This is a genomic window from Pedobacter frigiditerrae (genome assembly GCF_032678705.1).
Taxonomy (GTDB): Bacteria; Bacteroidota; Bacteroidia; order Sphingobacteriales; family Sphingobacteriaceae; genus Pedobacter; species Pedobacter frigiditerrae_A.
On sequence record NZ_JAVTSS010000002.1, the window covers coordinates 799,427 to 815,102 of the forward strand.

At 35.0% G+C, this 15,676-nt stretch carries 15 protein-coding genes and 1 pseudogene; 3 read left to right on the forward strand and 13 right to left on the reverse strand.

Features of this window, described 5'->3' with window-relative positions; all coding sequences use genetic code 11:
* Positions 1–28: 28 nt before the first annotated feature.
* The 7 genes and pseudogenes from rplS to R2Q59_RS14115 form a co-directional block, all read right to left on the reverse strand.
* The gene (gene rplS, locus R2Q59_RS14085) at positions 29–376 is read right to left on the reverse strand and encodes a 50S ribosomal protein L19 (protein WP_131551598.1); all 348 of its coding nucleotides are present in this window, start codon (positions 374–376) and stop codon (positions 29–31) included.
* Between the two features lie 213 nt (positions 377–589).
* Positions 590–1,264, reverse strand: a complete 675-nt coding sequence (gene trmD / locus R2Q59_RS14090) for a tRNA (guanosine(37)-N1)-methyltransferase TrmD (protein WP_316770072.1) — start codon at positions 1,262–1,264, stop codon at positions 590–592.
* A gap of 105 nt (positions 1,265–1,369) precedes the next feature.
* Positions 1,370–1,570: a helix-turn-helix transcriptional regulator gene (locus tag R2Q59_RS14095; RefSeq protein ID WP_316770074.1), complete on the reverse strand. Its 201-nt coding sequence runs from the start codon at positions 1,568–1,570 to the stop codon at positions 1,370–1,372.
* Positions 1,560–2,438, reverse strand: a complete 879-nt coding sequence (locus tag R2Q59_RS14100) for a hypothetical protein (protein WP_316785947.1) — start codon at positions 2,436–2,438, stop codon at positions 1,560–1,562. Before R2Q59_RS14100 ends, R2Q59_RS14095 begins: the two co-directional genes overlap by 11 nt.
* A gap of 142 nt (positions 2,439–2,580) precedes the next feature.
* Positions 2,581–3,225: a hypothetical protein gene (locus R2Q59_RS14105; RefSeq protein WP_316785948.1), complete on the reverse strand. Its 645-nt coding sequence runs from the start codon at positions 3,223–3,225 to the stop codon at positions 2,581–2,583.
* A 37-nt stretch (positions 3,226–3,262) separates the two neighbouring features.
* A complete protein-coding gene (gene rimM / locus R2Q59_RS14110; protein WP_316785949.1) occupies positions 3,263–3,790 on the reverse strand; it encodes a ribosome maturation factor RimM in 528 nt (175 codons plus the stop codon).
* 211 nt (positions 3,791–4,001) lie between these two features.
* Positions 4,002–4,532 (reverse strand): annotated as a pseudogene (locus tag R2Q59_RS14115) (30S ribosomal protein S16); the annotation flags it as partial.
* A 149-nt stretch (positions 4,533–4,681) separates the two neighbouring features.
* On the opposite strand from R2Q59_RS14115, the gene R2Q59_RS14120 reads away from it, so the two are divergent.
* Positions 4,682–5,200, forward strand: a complete 519-nt coding sequence (locus tag R2Q59_RS14120; RefSeq protein ID WP_316785950.1) for a 5' nucleotidase, NT5C type — start codon at positions 4,682–4,684, stop codon at positions 5,198–5,200.
* A 255-nt stretch (positions 5,201–5,455) separates the two neighbouring features.
* Here R2Q59_RS14120 and R2Q59_RS14125 read toward each other — a convergent pair whose 3' ends face one another.
* From R2Q59_RS14125 to R2Q59_RS14150, 6 genes are all read right to left on the reverse strand, one after another.
* Positions 5,456–8,467 (reverse strand): VIT domain-containing protein, encoded by a 3,012-nt coding sequence (locus tag R2Q59_RS14125; RefSeq protein WP_316785951.1) that lies wholly within the window; start codon positions 8,465–8,467, stop codon positions 5,456–5,458.
* 161 nt (positions 8,468–8,628) lie between these two features.
* Entirely contained in the window at positions 8,629–9,612 is a 984-nt protein-coding gene (gene pfkA / locus R2Q59_RS14130; protein ID WP_316785952.1) for a 6-phosphofructokinase, read from the reverse strand.
* Positions 9,609–11,294, reverse strand: coding sequence for a protein-disulfide reductase DsbD family protein (locus R2Q59_RS14135; protein WP_316785953.1), 1,686 nt, complete (start codon positions 11,292–11,294; stop codon positions 9,609–9,611). Before R2Q59_RS14135 ends, pfkA begins: the two co-directional genes overlap by 4 nt.
* 96 nt (positions 11,295–11,390) lie before the next feature.
* The gene (locus R2Q59_RS14140; RefSeq protein WP_316785954.1) at positions 11,391–11,834 is read right to left on the reverse strand and encodes a protein-disulfide reductase DsbD domain-containing protein; all 444 of its coding nucleotides are present in this window, start codon (positions 11,832–11,834) and stop codon (positions 11,391–11,393) included.
* 55 nt (positions 11,835–11,889) lie between these two features.
* Positions 11,890–12,339: a protein-disulfide reductase DsbD N-terminal domain-containing protein gene (locus R2Q59_RS14145; protein WP_316785955.1), complete on the reverse strand. Its 450-nt coding sequence runs from the start codon at positions 12,337–12,339 to the stop codon at positions 11,890–11,892.
* Positions 12,340–12,343: 4 nt separating this feature from the next.
* Complete coding sequence (locus R2Q59_RS14150) at positions 12,344–13,144, reverse strand: biotin--[acetyl-CoA-carboxylase] ligase (protein ID WP_316785956.1); 801 nt, start codon at positions 13,142–13,144, stop codon at positions 12,344–12,346.
* Positions 13,145–13,159: 15 nt separating this feature from the next.
* On the opposite strand from R2Q59_RS14150, the gene rsfS reads away from it, so the two are divergent.
* Both rsfS and ftsH read left to right on the forward strand, forming a co-directional pair.
* Positions 13,160–13,534, forward strand: coding sequence for a ribosome silencing factor (gene rsfS / locus R2Q59_RS14155; protein ID WP_316770095.1), 375 nt, complete (start codon positions 13,160–13,162; stop codon positions 13,532–13,534).
* 29 nt (positions 13,535–13,563) lie between these two features.
* Positions 13,564–15,651 carry an ATP-dependent zinc metalloprotease FtsH gene (gene ftsH / locus R2Q59_RS14160; protein WP_316785957.1) on the forward strand — a complete coding sequence of 696 codons (2,088 nt, stop codon included), beginning with the start codon at positions 13,564–13,566 and terminating at the stop codon, positions 15,649–15,651.
* Positions 15,652–15,676: the final 25 nt, after the last annotated feature.

The following is a 15,676-nucleotide window of genomic DNA, read 5'->3' on the forward strand; positions in this document are numbered from 1 at the left end:
TGAAGGTTATATATCTTGCTAAAGAATATTATTTTCTTAAAGACTTGATACGAGCAGCTTTACCAGTTAATTCACGTAAATAGAACAATTTAGCTCTACGCACTTTACCGTGACTGTTAACTTCTACTTTATCAATATTTGGAGAATTGATTGGGAAGATACGCTCTACTCCAACTCCATTACTCATCTTACGAACAGTAAACGTTTCATTAGCACCAGCGCTGTTACGTTGAATAACAACACCTTGATAAATTTGAATACGTTCTTTATTACCTTCGCGAATTTTATAGTGTACACTAATTGTATCTCCTGATTTGAAAGAAGGAAACTCATTTTTCGCGATTACCTGCTCTTCTACAAATTTTACTAAATCCATGATTTTAAGCTATTAAGCCGATTTTTTGTTGTTTAAAATCGGACTGCAATATTAGGAATTTTATTTTAAAAATAAAAGTGGAATTCAAAATAAATTTATTTTTTAACAAACGGCGATTTTTCCACAAAACTGAAGGGTTGAGTTGTGGAAACGTTAAGGTGTTTAGATGTACTATTAAGGCGGCTAAACAACTCCACAAACAAACGGCTCAACCTATTTCAGCAAGTCTGGCCTGCGCTCTTGTGTCCGTTTAACCGCCTCATCGTGCCGCCACTCGTTTATCTTTGCCTCATGCCCACTCAACAACACATCGGGAACCTTGTGCCCTCTCCACTCCGCTGGTCGTGTGTATAAAGGTGCGTCTAACAAATCTCCTTGAAAACTGTCTGATAGTGCAGAGGTTTCATCATTTAAAACTCCAGGTACTAATCTCACCACTGCATCAACCACAACTGCAGCAGGTAATTCTCCGCCAGATAAAACATAATCACCAATAGAAATTTCACGAGTTACATAAATATCTCTTATGCGTTGGTCAATGCCTTTGTAATGCCCACATAAAATGATGATGTTTTTTTGAATAGAAAGCTGATTAGCAATTCCCTGATTTAAAGTTTCGCCATCTGGTGTCATGAAAATAATTTCATCGTATGTTCTTTCGCTTTGCAATTTTTCTATACAAAGCGCAAAAGGTTCAACAGACATGATCATCCCGCTACCACCGCCATAAGGATAATCATCCACACTTTTCTGTTTGTTGGTGGCGTAATCTCTTAAATTATGCACCACAATTTCTGCCACACCTTTTTTTTGAGCTCGTTGCAAAATAGAATGAGCAAAAGGACTGGTCAATAAATCTGGTAAAACTGAAATGATATCGAAACGCATGCTGCAAAGATATGGAAAATGGAAGACGTAAAAGGAAAGATGTGTTTAAGGTGATAAAATAGTTGTCTTAGTTACATTGTCCATCTTCCCTTTTACATTTTACATTTAATCTTCTTCTTCCAATTGAAAAACTTCTTCAACTGGCACCTCAAAAACCTTTGCCATTTTTAAAGCCAACACAGTTGATGGAACATATTTTCCAGACTCTATGGTATTAATAGTTTGACGAGAAACTTGGATTAAATCTGCCAATTCAGCCTGAGTTATATTTTTTATTGCTCTTTGTACCCTTAGATTATTTTTCATAACTCATTCCTCCCTCAAAAGTATTTAATAATTTATTGTTTTTGTAATTGATAAATTCCATTCTAATAATGAAAAATAGCAGTAATGATATTTGAGCAAATAATAGAACCAGCAAAAAGTTTAATGAATAAAACAGAATGGTTGCTAAAAGCAGAACGCCATAATTAAAGTAAACTGCTAGCTGTAGGTTCTCTAACCTTTGTTGCATCATCATTTCATCTTCAATTTTATGGCGTGAAAATGTCCAAAGCATAAACCCAATTACTAAAGCCAGGTAAGACGAAGCAGAAAAAGTGTCTGACAAATCTTTTGTTTTAATTACCGTTACTAAAACGAATACCACCAAACTTATGAGCGAAAGAAAAATGCCAATTTTCCGATATGAATTAGACAAAAATTTTGGTTGTGACATAAGATAGCTCTCCTTGTTAACATGCATCAAATAATTATATCGAATTATGAAAATAACCAAGGGTGTAAATAAGTTTATTTCAGAAGCATGCTCACCTATAAAAGGAATCTCTCCTATTGTAATACTAAATAAAAGGCCTAAGATGTATAGAAAGTAATAAATCATGATACTCCAGTAAAGGGAGTTCAATCTTAATTTTGCGCTTAATTCATCTTCTTTTTTATTTCTAGAAAACGCTATTAAAATCAATCCACCTACTACTAAAAAAATCGCAAGTTCATTCGTAAAGTTTTCAAATGATGGTTGAAAAAGGTCATTTTTTTCTCGCATCTTAAACCCAAAACCAGGAATTTCGTATTTATTAATCGTGTATAAATAACCCAAGATAAATCCTGGGATTGATAATAAGTAACCAACAATAGCACACCATGTTGGGAACAGGAATTTACTTTTCATTTTAAAATCTTTTTAAGTTCTACATTAGACTACAAGATTGCGCATCAAGTTTGTTTGAACAAATGTAAAACATATTTGTCATTAATGTCAAGTATTTTTTACTAAAAGATTATATTATTTTACAAAAAGTCTTGAAAAGTGCTTAAATAGTCCACTGGTCGTGGATAATAGCTACTAAAAAATATTGCCCATCAGTTTTTTCGAATACCAATCTGAGGCTCGTCCAATCCATTCCGTTGTTTTTTTGGTCAAAACCACTAAAGTGATAATCAATAAAATGATGATTCGGATAAACTGTTTTTAGGTTATTTAGCGAATTCCCTTGTTTCATGATTTGGTCAAAACCTATTGCTTCAGCGTTAAGGTAATCGGCATTATAACCAAATTTTTTAAGATAGTTTGGAACTGAAAGCTTAATAGGATCACCCGTTCCATCATAACTTCCCCAAGTTAAAATCCATTTTTTGTTAATGGATTCCAGAAAATCATCAGGTGTTAATTTTTTACTTTTGGCAGTATCTATAAATCCATAAGGAGAAAAAAGAACACCGTCACTTGAAAAATACTTAACTAATTCGGGATAATTTTTTTCTTTTAGGAAGATCAGAATTTGTCTACCTGTGGCCTTAATCGAATCTTGTAGACTTAAGCCATCTTCATCTTTCGACATTTCTACTTTAGAAGAGGTATCAACGGTTGATGGAGGTGTTTCTTTCTTGCTTTCTTTTGGGTTGTTACAGCCCCAGAAAACAAATAACAATAAGCTAAAGGGAATTAAGCGTTTCATAACAATAGAACGTTTAAAACGCGTCAATGTTTATAAACTAAGCATTTAAATAAAGGTCAAGCAATCCTTCTGGTAAATCTACCAACAAAGTTTTCTCCTCTTCATCAATTTCAATAATCATATCCTCATTTAAAGGGAACAAAATTTCTTTCTCTTTATAAAGTAGAGTAGCTACAAATTGTTGCGGATATTCGTGAACTTCCAAAATCTCTCCCAATTCGCCTTGAGTTTCATCAGTTACTGTAAACCCTTTTAAATCTTCATAACCAAAATCATCTTCATCACGCTCTGGCATTTTGCTCAACGGCATATAGATTTTCTTTTTAACCAATGCTTGCGCTTTGTCTATATGGTCTAGGTCCTCAAAATAAAAAAGACCTGTATTATTTGGATACAGTTTATGAGACTCCACAAAAAACGGAACCATCTTGCCGTTCATGTCAGCAAAAACAACATCTAAATCTAAATCTTCATAAGCATCAAATTCAAAATACAATTGCACCTCGCCTTTTAGGCCTTTGGTTTTAGTAATGTAACCGATATAAAACGCTTCTTCTTTTTGCATGGTAAAAGTCCCCATCAGGGGATTTAGGGGTTAAATAAAAATAGCGTCCCGAAAATTCGGAACGCTATCACAAGTTAAAACAAATCTATGATTATGCTTCTTCTTTTTTCTCTTCTTCAGTCGAAGCCTCAGCAGCAGGAGTTTCTTCAGCAACCGGAGCCTCTTCAGCTACAGCAGCAGTTTCTTCAACAGCTGGAGTTTCTGCTACCACTTCTTCAGTTGCAGCTTCAGCAGCAGGAGCTTCTTCAGCAACTACTTCTTCTTCAACAACCTCTTCAGCTACAGGCGCATTTTTCAACGCAATTGCAGCAGCACGGTCAGCATTTTTCTTAGCTTCAGCAGCTAAAGCAGCTTTTTTAGCTTCACCTTTAGTAGAACTTAAGCTTTCTTTTTTACCTTCGATTTGGCCACCTTTAGCTTCTAACCATTGAGCAAATTTAGCATCTGCTTGTTCTTCTGTTAAAGCGCCTTTTTTAACTCCACCTTGTAAGTGTTTTTTGTACAAAACACCTTTGTAAGAAAGAATAGCACGAGCCGTATCAGTTGGTTGTGCACCTTTGTTTACCCAGTCTAAAGTTTTGTCGAAGTTAATTTCGATAGTTGCAGGATTGGTGTTTGGGTTATAAGAACCTAAACGCTCAATAAATTTACCATCTCTTGGAGAGCGAGAATCCGCTACTACCACGTGGAAAAAAGGTTTCCCTTTTTTACCGAATCTTTGCAATCTGATTTTAGTTGCCATTTTTCTTTTAAGTTTATGTATTCAACATAGTTCCCGGAGCTTCGTGCTTGCGGGGATGCAAAAGTAAGTAAAATACTAATAACTAGCAAACTGCATTATTTTATATTCAAATAACATTACTACAATAGCAAATTTGGATATTTACATTTATGAAGATAGCCATAGATATGGACGAAGTCCTTGCCGACCCCATTAAAAAATTTATTCAACTTTATAACCGTGATTACGGCATTCCATTAGATTTAAAAATAGATGCTGGTAATGAGATTTATCAGCATATTCCAGAATACATTAACAATAAATGGTTCGATTACATTAATGAAAAAGGATTTTTTAGAGATTTAGAGTTAATTGAAGGAAGTGTTGAAGCAGTAAAAAAACTACAAGAAAAACACGAGGTATATATCGTGTCCGCAGCAATGGAGTTTCCAAATTCATTAGAAGACAAATACCATTGGTTAGCAGAACATTTCCCTTTTATAGGATGGAGAAACATCATATTCTGTGGCGAGAAGATTGTGAATACCGATGTAATGATAGACGATAGAGCCAAAAATTTTATCGATTTTAAGGGCAGAACATTGTTGTTTACATCGCCTCATAATCTTCTACTAACGGAATATGAACGTGTAGATAATTGGCAACAAGTTTTAGATAAGTTGATGTAGGTGTGGCCTACGTCATGCTCAGCTCGACTGGGCATCGTAATGCGATAATAAATGGGAAGTGAAAGCATCTACAATTAGCTTCTTCAGTCGGGCTTTTTGCTGCAATCTTTTTTGCCCTTCGACTACGCTCAGGATGACAAAAAAGGATATCGCTTCTCCCGATAGCTATCGGGACCCGCTTAGCTAACAAAAACCCGTGCTACTATTTAAGTTTTCCCGACTAGAGACTTAGAATATCCGTAACCTATCCTTCCCCTAAAATTTAAATTCCCCTATCAAATGTCCTTTGTTTTTGTTTCCTTCTTCTAGCGGAAGAATGATTATTTTTCTTTCTTGCCTACCTGTTGCATATCTAGTATAAATTTCAGCAGTAACAGTTGTTGGTCCGCCGATGCTTACTTGTCTATCTCCATAATAATCAACTTCAATTTTATAACTTCCTTTAATTGCTTTCTTCAACATAAACTGCTCAGGACCATAACCATCTGTAAAATCATTACTTATTCTACCGCCGATAGCTGTACTTTGGTTACTGTAATAACATTTTTCACCTTTGGGGTCAGTTAACCACAAATCTATATCGGTATCATTTTTATTCCAGTTTAGCACCACTCGAATGTCAACTGGTAAAGGTTGTATCAATCTTTTATCAACTCCTTTTGTATTAAGCAAGCTGCTATATTTTGCAATCAAATTATTTATTTCTGCAATGATAATTTCTTCAATGCCATCGTCTCTATCAGATGTTTGAGTATTGTAACTTTGAGTAAGCACCTTATATAAATTATCCAACGCTTGTTGGTAAGCGCCATTGTCGGCCAAAGCCAAAGCATAATCGCGATAACTTTGCGCATCCATTGGTCTCCATTGCAATATTTTTTCAGTTACAAATAGCTCTGCTTTATATGCTTTAGTTTGCTTCAACTTGTAAGCAAGTACCTTAAATAAGTCTGCATTTTCTAAATCTAAATCAGCAATATTACTTAAAATGGTTAGTGCTCTTGTGCTATCTGCTTGTTGATAAAACCAATTGGCTACATCAAAATAAAATGTTGGTGTACTTAAATATTGAGGTCGAATAGTTAGGTATTTTTCATAGGCCTCTTTTGGGGTTCCTGTTAGAGATTTCATATAATCTTTATCGCTTTTAAACTCTGGTACAATAATTACAGCTTTCTCTACCATTTTTGCTTCTGAATAACTTGTTGAAGAAGATGTGTTTACTGAAACTCCCGCAACTCTTCCTTGTAAGGCAGAACTAATTGGCACAGGACTAGAATAGCCATATAGAACAGCACTACCAACTTTATCATCTGCCGTTTTACTTGCTTGAGACTCCGCTTCTCTCCTTCTTAACACTACTTCTTGAGCCTGTTGGTTTGCCATTCTATTCGCATTTCCCTGATTTTGAACCACGACTACCTCATTATACGCTGTAGCGCTATCTCCAACAGGAACTGGTCTTGGAAATTTTTGTTGGTCATTTTTTGCAGGGCGATTGGAAAACTCTGTATTCCACCAAGTTTTTAATGTTTTGCTCATCTCAATGGCATCTTTCATTAAATCGGTTTTTCGTTCCAACATATCCGCTCTGCGTTGTTTTAAAACTGCATCGTATTGCGCTCTTAATTCTGCCGGCGGAACAATATCATACCTTAAATAATCATCAACACTTTCTAATACAATTAAACTGGTATTTCTAGTTACAATACCGAATTGTTTACTCAATTGACTAATCTGAACTTTGTTAATTTCATACTGAATATCCATTTCAGCAATTTTCTTTTGAGCCCAAATTCTACTCACATCAATGGAGCTTAAAGCCTGTGCATTAGGGTTAAGACGAACTGTTTGCTCACTCACCACCGTATTTCCATAGCCAAATTGTAAAACAATGCTTGTGCTATATTGACTTAAAATACCAGCAACGGCCAGATGTCCTGTTACGTTAACATGCATAGAAGGGTAAGTTTGACGAACTTCTCCGCTGTTTTTGATTCCTAAATATTGAAGCTGTTCCTCGCTCAGTTGTTTAAAAGCAACCTCGACTTTGGTGTTATTTAGGTTTATAAACTCGCCTCCAGATTTTAAACTGATGTATTTTAAAGTACTATAATCAGCTTTGTTAGATGAATTAACGGTATGGATAGGTTTGGTCAGAAGAACGGTGTTTTTGCCAAACGTCGAAAGTCCATCAGTAAAAAAAATATATTCGTTCCCTATTAAAGCTCGTTGATTAATGGAACTAAAGTTTGTTCCGCCATCATATATTATGTTTTCTAATCTTTTCTTTAAAGAAGTCCAATCGCCGTTGGTAATTATAAACGAACCTCCATTTTTAAAGGTGTTATTTAGCAATCCTAAATTGATGGTAAGATTTTGCTTTTGTTTGATAAGCAAATCCAATAATTCTAATTCTTTTTTCAAATCTCTTTGCAAGCCACTTAGCGAACAATCCCAAATTATGCCTATTTGATTACTCAATACACGAGGTCTGCTTTGCTCTTGTGGAAAAACATTGACCAAGAAATAATAGCCGCTGCTTGCTTTTTGCATTTGCACTTCAGGCATATCGGCACGTTTGGGCAAATTAATTGTTATTGCTTTTTGAGGCTGATAATTTGTTCTTTTCATCTCTGCCAAATAGGTATTTCCAGTATTTTTGAAACTAAAACTTCCATCTGGTTGCTCGGCTAATTCTGGCTGAACAAGGCTTTCGAATACCGTTGTTTTGAGTGTAAAATCAGCGATTATTTGATTATAATCTAATGGCAAATGATATTGCAAAACATTGTTTTTCTGGAATTTCAATTCTTCTTCATAACCTACAATTATGGTTCTTTTGCCCTTTGCTGGCATTGGATAAATTCTTGTCCTAAAGTTGTTTCCCTCTACTTTTTCTAACAAACCTGGGTCTACCCTTCTACGTTCAATGCTTTCGAAAACCTCTGTTGCTTTTGCTTTTTCAACAGGAACAGCTTCTCTCATTTTCCCATTAATATCTAATGCATAACGGCTAATGGTTACGCCTTCAGGCATTGGAAAAGTTAGTTCTCCTTCTAAAACTTTATCGCTGTTATTGTAAAACGTCATCGTCATCAACGTTTTGGCAATGTTTCCAGTTATTTGAACATCAATATTTAATTTTTGCAGCTTAACTGCTTCTTGTTGAGCATTGGTTGTTTTTACTTTAAGTACAGGCATTTGTGCATTGCCCACAAGTGAAAATATTAGAAGTATAAAAAGGCAGGATAGAGAAAGTTTCATAGCTGTAAGTTTTACTATTGATGCGAAACCTACAGCTATTTCACAAATGTTAGTTAAACTTTTTATAAAATACCTAGAAATGGGTAGCTGATAGGTAATAAAAAAGCCGCAGAAAACAGTTTAAATCTGCTCTTCTGCGGCTGCATTCTTTTATATTTCTCTTACATAGAAAGTATTTCTACCAACCTTAACCAAGCTGGTGTAATTTTTTCTGCATCAATGTGTTTTGTGGTTTGTGAAAATGGTGTAAAAACAACTTCCTTGTTTATTTGACCAACCATTACATCGGTTTTCCCCTCTAACAATCCTTCTACAGCTGCTACGCCTAAACGACTAGACAATACCCTATCCATACAGGTTGGTTTTCCACCACGTTGTATATGACCCAATACAGAAATTCGGATATCATACTTAGGAAATTTCTCTTTTAGTGCTTCGCCAACAACATAAGCACCACCACCTTCATCTCCCTCTGCTACAATGATGATTTTTGATGCTTTATCTTTACGCCCTGTTTCTATTCTATGAAATAATTGAGGCAAGCCAACCTTTGCCTCTGGAATTAAGATGGCTTCGGCACCAACTCCTATGCCGCTTCTTAAAGCGATTAATCCCGAATCTCTACCCATCACTTCTACAATAAATAGTCTGTCATGAGATTCTGCTGTGTCTCTAATCTTATCAACAGCATTAACCACATTGTTAATTGCGGTATCGTATCCTATAGCGAAATCGGTTCCCAATAAATCGTTATCTATTGTACCAGGTAAACCAACAATAGGAAAATCATATTCTTGAGAGAAAATATCCGCTCCTCTAAACGTTCCGTCTCCACCAATTACCACAAGGGCATCAATTTCACTATCTTTTAAATTTTTATAGGCTTGAGCCCTACCTTCTTTGGTACGAAAAGCATTGCATCTATATGTTTTTAGAATTGTACCACCACGTTGAATAATGTTGGCTACAGATTTTCCGTCCATAGGGATAAAATCTCCCTGGATTAATCCTTCATAACCCCTTAAAATACCTGTAACTTTTAAATTGTGGTATAAACTTGCTCTTACTACTGCTCTAATTGCTGCGTTCATTCCTGGAGCATCGCCACCAGAAGTTAAAACGCCTATATTTTTTATTGTACTCATTTATTTTTTTGTTTTGCAAACTCGGCCAAACCTTGGTCTAAGTAAGCCAAATATTTATCAATATCAAATTCTACCCCTATTGGAGGCGAAACTAATTCTTTTTCATCAGTTCCAACCAATACATAATATGGCTGAGATATGGTGTTATACTTTGTTGCTTGCAAATGTTGAAATTTAAGCCCAACAGAGTTGACTCTTGTTTTCAATATTTTAGAATCAAATTGTTCTGCTTCTGGCAGTTCTGTTTTGTCATCCGTATAAAGAGAAACTACGATGTAATCATCCTTTAACCTTTTCAACACTCTTTTATCAGACCAAACCCTTGCTTCCATTTCTCTACAATTTACACAACCGTGGCCTGTAAAATCTAAAAATAGTGGCTTATTTACCGTTTTTGCATAAGCCAAGGCTTCATCGTAATCAAAAAAACCATCAATATTATGCGGAATATGTAGGAATTCACTATATTTTCTCTTTTTAACTCCTCCCGTATCAGCTTTATCGGAGGATGATGTCCCTGAGCCTTCGCCTATTACAAAATCTTGAGTTGAAAGAGGTGGAACTAATGCGCTAACCGCTTTCAGAGGTGCGCCGAATAATCCAAGCATTAAGTAAAGTGCGAAAACGAAAGAAACACAAGCTAGAAAGAATCTAGGAATTGATACGTAAGGTAAATCACTATCGTGAGAAAATTTAATTTTACCCAATAAATAGATGCCCAACATAATGGCAAGAACAATCCAAATACCTAAAAATATTTCTCTATCTAATATTCCCCAATGATAAGAAAGGTCTGCGGTTGATAGGAACTTCATGGCAAAGCCGATTTCTAAGAATCCCAAAACAACCTTAACTGAATTCAACCATCCACCAGATTTTGGAAGTGAGGTTAGCCAACTTGGGAAGATGGCAAACATTGTAAACAATAATGCAAGGGATAATGAAAAGCCAAACATTGCAACAATGGGCGTAAGCACATCTTTATCAATGGATACTAAAAGGCCACCTATTAAAGGACCAGTACAAGAGAAGGAAACTACTGTTAAGGTAGCAGCCATAAAAAATATTCCTGTTAATCCTTTTGAATCAGATTTCGCGTCTAACTTATTAACGAAAGAACTTGGAAGAACAATTTCGAATGCTCCAAGAAATGAAATGCCAAAAATCGCAAGAATAAGGAAAATCACAACATTAAAAAACCCATTTGTAGAAAGTTGATTTAATGCGCTACCTCCCCAAATTAAGGTAATAATCGTACCAATACTAACATATATAAAAATGATAGAAAGCCCGTATAAAATTGCTCCTTGAATTCCTTTTCCTTTGGTCTCTGCCCTCTTTGTAAAAAAGCTAACTGTTAATGGCACCATAGGATATATACATGGCAAAATAAAAGCTGCAAGACCCCCTAATAAACCAAGACCAAAGGTTATCCAAAGCGAAGCAGGTTTTTGAGCATTGTTTGCCGCTGCTGTTACAGCATCTTTTTTAACCGTATCAACAGGAGTTGCAGGCGCTACTTTGCTATTGGCTACACTATCTTCTGCAGAGCCAACGGTTGTAAATCCATCATCTTCTACTTTTGTAGTTGTGTCTGCTTGTAATTTAATTGCGTAACTTGAGGCGGGTTGTAAAACCAAAAAAACACCGATAAGCAATATCAGTAATCCTATTTTTTTCATGCTTGTTTTGTAAAGGGGGTGAAATTAATAAATCTTTTTATTAATGACGGTTAATGTATGCTTTGGGGTTATTTACATTGCATTAGTATTACATTATTATTTCACCGGAATACTAAAAGAAACTTCCTCTGAAGGCAAACATTGTTTATCATTACAAGCCATAAATTCTACTTTACCCTTAACTATTGTTGATGTTTTATTAAGCTTTATTCTTTGAGTAAAGACGACTTCATTTTCAAAATACGTTAAATTAAGCTTTAAGATTTTGTCATACCTAGAAACAGGCTTTGGTTCCATGGTTTTTCCTGTCAATGTATAATCTTTTGATGGAGAAAAGTTAAAACCTGTTTTAGCATGGATACCTTTTACAGCTAAGGAATAAATATGCCATCGGTTTTGCATTCTAGCTTTTAAATATAACGTTGCTTCGTTTTTATTTGTCTTTTTAGCCAAGTACGACCAAGATACTGGCTTTTCTAATTGTGCATTAACTCCTGAGAATGTAAATATCAATACCGCGAATAGAATTATTCTCTTCATATTTTTAAATAAAAAAAGTCCCGATAAATCGAGACTTCTATAAATTTTATTCGTTTTATTTAACAGGTATACTGAACGTAACTTCGCTTGGCGGCAAACATTGTTTATCGTTACAAACCATAAACTCCACTTGTCCTTTTACTACTGTTGTTCCTTTATTCAACTTTATCTTTTGTTGAAAAACTACCTCATTCTCAAAATACAAAACATCCATTTTAAAACTTTTTTCAAATTTTGTAATTGGTTTTGGTTCTGTTGTTTTGCCTACCAGTGTGAAGTCTTTTGATTTAGTAAAGGTAAATACCGTTTTATTTGGTCCACCTGGTTTTAAATTTTGAGAATAAATATGCCAATCATCTTCTATGGTAGCTTTTAGATAGACTATTGCTTCCGTTTTACTAACTTTTGTTGCTTTATATGCCCAAGTCACAGGGCTTTCCAATTGGGCAAAAGCTCCAACTGCACTAAAAAACATTAACGTTAAAATTAAAATTGCTCTCTTCATTTATTTATTGATTTAAAAATTCTATTTCTTTAAAATTAAATTGAACTGCCTTTCCGTCTCTCATTACATTAAGTAGCCCTAAATCTGTAATTCCTATTATTGTTCCTTCAAAAACCTCTCCATTATGACGATAAATTGATGGAACGTTCATTTTATACAGCTTATCAACGTAGGTAGTAGTTAAAAATGTATGAGTTCCGTTTTTTAGCTGTAAGTATAAACTTTCTATTTGACTGCAAATTTCGCTCAATAGCTCAGCTAAATTAACATCTTCCTGTAAAATTTGATGTAACGATGTTGCTTTAGATTCAAGGTCTTCTGAAAATTCTTGTTGATTAACATTTAAACCTATGCCAATAACGGCAGTTTTTATGGCATTGCCCACAATTGTGTTTTCAATTAAAATGCCCCCAAGTTTTTTATCTAAATAGTAAATATCATTGGGCCATTTTACGGTTATCCCATTAGGTACATATTTAGATAAAGCTTTGTTTATAGCAATGCTGATAGCCATATTTAACAAAAACTGTTTATGAATTAGTAAAAATTTTGGCTTTAATAAAATGCTTATGGTTAGGTTTTTACCTGGTTCAGCTTGCCAAGTATTTTCTTGCTGTCCTCTTCCGGCAAACTGATGGTCTGCCATAATTACAGTTCCCTCGGGTAATGGCTCGGATTTTGACACCAAATTCTTTAAAAAAGTATTAGTAGAATCAACCGCTAATAATTTGATAAGATTTTGACCAACAAATAGTGTTGAAAAAGTGTTATTTTGCAAGTGTTGATTATATTTGTTGATATTCAAAATTAAAAATTTTTAATGGTAAAAAAGAAAACCGCAAACCTTTCTACATACCTCTCAGAAATAGCCGTACAAGGCATACAAGAAAAAAAAGGGCATGACATCGTTCGTTTAGACTTAAGGGAACTGAATAGTTCTGTTTCTGATTATTTTGTTGTTTGCAATGCAGATTCTTCAACTCAAGTAAAGGCTATAGCCGACAGTGTTGAAGATGAAATATATAAATTAACTCAAACAAATCCTTGGCATAAAGAAGGTCAGGAAAATGCTGAATGGATTATCTTAGACTACTTTGATATTGTAGTGCACATCTTTAAAACTGAAAAACGTGAGTTTTTTGGAATTGAAGATTTATGGGGCGATGCAGAAACCACTACTTACAAAAGTGCATAGCCAATTTATTTACACACATTTGAACTAACATGAAAGAACCTCAAAATACAGATACAAAACCAAAACAAATCAGACGAACTCCTAATATTCCAAAAAAACCACAAAAAGGCTCTAAATTCAATATTTTTTGGGTTTATGCGGCAATTATTGTTGCACTAATAGCAGCACAGGTTTTATTTTCTACAGATAGTGTTAAAAACATAGATTATAAGGTTTTTGAAAGGGATATGTTGCTTAAAGGCAACGTCGAAAAGATACTTTCATATAAATCTGATGATATCGTAATTTCTGAAGTCTTTATTAAAAGTGATAAAATTGATGACCCTCTGTATAAAAAATATAGGAGTAAATCAGCATTTAATACCGGTACAAATAAGGGCCCTTTAGTAACTTTTACATCTTCATCCGATGTAGATCTTAAGGCGAGATTGGAAAAGTCTCAAAATAATGCAAAAATACCAGTTGAAAATCAAATTTCATCTGAAGTTACCTCTAAATCTAATCCTTGGGGCGGTCTTTTCATTAACATTGTTATTCCTTTGTTGTTAATTATTGGTCTTTGGGTTTTCATGATGCGCCGCATGGGCGGAGGTGGTGGAGGCGGCGGAGGCCAAATCTTCAACATAGGAAAATCAAAAGCAACATTATTTGATAAAGAAAGCCAGGTTAACATTACGTTTAACGATGTTGCTGGTTTAACAGAAGCCAAAGTTGAGGTTATGGAAATTGTTGATTTCCTTAAAAACCCTAAAAAATATACCAATTTGGGAGGTAAAATCCCTAAGGGTGCTTTATTAGTGGGCGCACCAGGCACAGGTAAAACTTTATTAGCTAAAGCTGTTGCGGGTGAGGCTCAAGTTCCTTTTTTCTCTTTATCAGGGTCTGATTTTGTGGAGATGTTTGTAGGAGTTGGTGCTTCTCGCGTACGTGATTTGTTTAAACAAGCAAAGGACAAGGCACCTTGTATTATTTTTATCGATGAGATTGATGCCATAGGTAGAGCTAGGGGCAAGGGGAGTATGATGGGCGGAAATGACGAGCGTGAAAACACATTAAATCAATTGTTGGTGGAAATGGATGGTTTCGGTACAGATTCTGGAATTATTATAATGGGCGCTACTAACAGAGCTGATGTATTAGATAACGCATTGTTAAGACCTGGTCGTTTTGACAGACAAATTTATGTTGATATGCCAGATATTAACGAGCGTAAAGAGATATTTAACGTACACTTAAAACCAATTAAGCTAGAAGATAATATAGACATCAATTTCTTAGCTAAACAAACACCTGGTTTTTCTGGTGCAGATATTGCAAATTTATGTAATGAGGCCGCTTTAATTGCAGCAAGGAAAACCCATGAGTCTGTAACCAAGCAAGATTTCTTAGATGCTGTAGATCGTATTATTGGTGGTTTGGAGAAAAAGAATAAAATCATCACGAAAGAAGAGAAAAAGGCAATTGCATTTCACGAAGCTGGTCATGCTACAGTTTCTTGGTTATTAAAACATGCGCATCCATTAATTAAGGTAACTATTGTTCCTCGCGGCCAATCTTTAGGAGCAGCATGGTATTTACCAGAAGAAAGAAGTATCACCACAACTGAGCAAATTTTAGACGAAATGTGCGCTACAATGGGTGGAAGAGCTGCAGAGAAAATCACTTTTGGTAAAATTAGTACCGGTGCATTAAGCGATCTAGAAAAAGTTACCAAACAAGCTTATGCAATGGTTTCTATGTACGGCTTAAACGACAAGATAGGAAATATATCATATTACGATTCTAGAGGACAAGAGAGTTTTACCAAGCCATATTCTGAAGCTACAGCAAGAATTATGGACGAAGAGGCTAGTAAAATTATAGAAGAGCAATATCAAAGAGCCTTACAAATTTTGGCAGATAACCAAGAAAATTTGGTTAAACTAGCTGAAAAACTGTTAGTTGCTGAAGTAATTTTCAAAGAAGATTTAGAGGAAATCTTTGGTAAACGTGAGTTTGAAACCGAAGGAACTGAATTACTAGCTGAACTAGTTCCTGCAGACAATGTTCCTTTAGTTACTCCAACAATTACAGACTCAATTGCTCCTTCAACTTCATCAGAAGAAGAGGCTAAATAAAAAATAGATTAATTAACTTACCAAG

Excerpts from the sequence above, each read along its gene's own strand:
- rplS (WP_131551598.1), bottom strand. The coding sequence starts at position 376 with ATGGATTTAGTAAAATTTGTAGAAGAGCAGGTAATCGCGAAAAATGAG.
- R2Q59_RS14105 (WP_316785948.1), bottom strand. The coding sequence starts at position 3,225 with ATGAAACGCTTAATTCCCTTTAGCTTATTGTTATTTGTTTTCTGGGGC.
- R2Q59_RS14125 (WP_316785951.1), bottom strand. The coding sequence starts at position 8,467 with ATGAAACTTTCTCTATCCTGCCTTTTTATACTTCTAATATTTTCACTT.
- trmD (WP_316770072.1), bottom strand. The coding sequence starts at position 1,264 with ATGCGTTTCGATATCATTTCAGTTTTACCAGATTTATTGACCAGTCCT.
- R2Q59_RS14135 (WP_316785953.1), bottom strand. The coding sequence starts at position 11,294 with ATGAAAAAAATAGGATTACTGATATTGCTTATCGGTGTTTTTTTGGTT.
- rimM (WP_316785949.1), bottom strand. The coding sequence starts at position 3,790 with ATGCAAAAAGAAGAAGCGTTTTATATCGGTTACATTACTAAAACCAAA.
- R2Q59_RS14140 (WP_316785954.1), bottom strand. The coding sequence starts at position 11,834 with ATGAAGAGAATAATTCTATTCGCGGTATTGATATTTACATTCTCAGGA.
- ftsH (WP_316785957.1), top strand. The coding sequence starts at position 13,564 with ATGAAAGAACCTCAAAATACAGATACAAAACCAAAACAAATCAGACGA.
- R2Q59_RS14095 (WP_316770074.1), bottom strand. The coding sequence starts at position 1,570 with ATGAAAAATAATCTAAGGGTACAAAGAGCAATAAAAAATATAACTCAG.
- R2Q59_RS14100 (WP_316785947.1), bottom strand. The coding sequence starts at position 2,438 with ATGAAAAGTAAATTCCTGTTCCCAACATGGTGTGCTATTGTTGGTTAC.
- R2Q59_RS14120 (WP_316785950.1), top strand. The coding sequence starts at position 4,682 with ATGAAGATAGCCATAGATATGGACGAAGTCCTTGCCGACCCCATTAAA.
- rsfS (WP_316770095.1), top strand. The coding sequence starts at position 13,160 with ATGGTAAAAAAGAAAACCGCAAACCTTTCTACATACCTCTCAGAAATA.
- pfkA (WP_316785952.1), bottom strand. The coding sequence starts at position 9,612 with ATGAGTACAATAAAAAATATAGGCGTTTTAACTTCTGGTGGCGATGCT.
- R2Q59_RS14145 (WP_316785955.1), bottom strand. The coding sequence starts at position 12,339 with ATGAAGAGAGCAATTTTAATTTTAACGTTAATGTTTTTTAGTGCAGTT.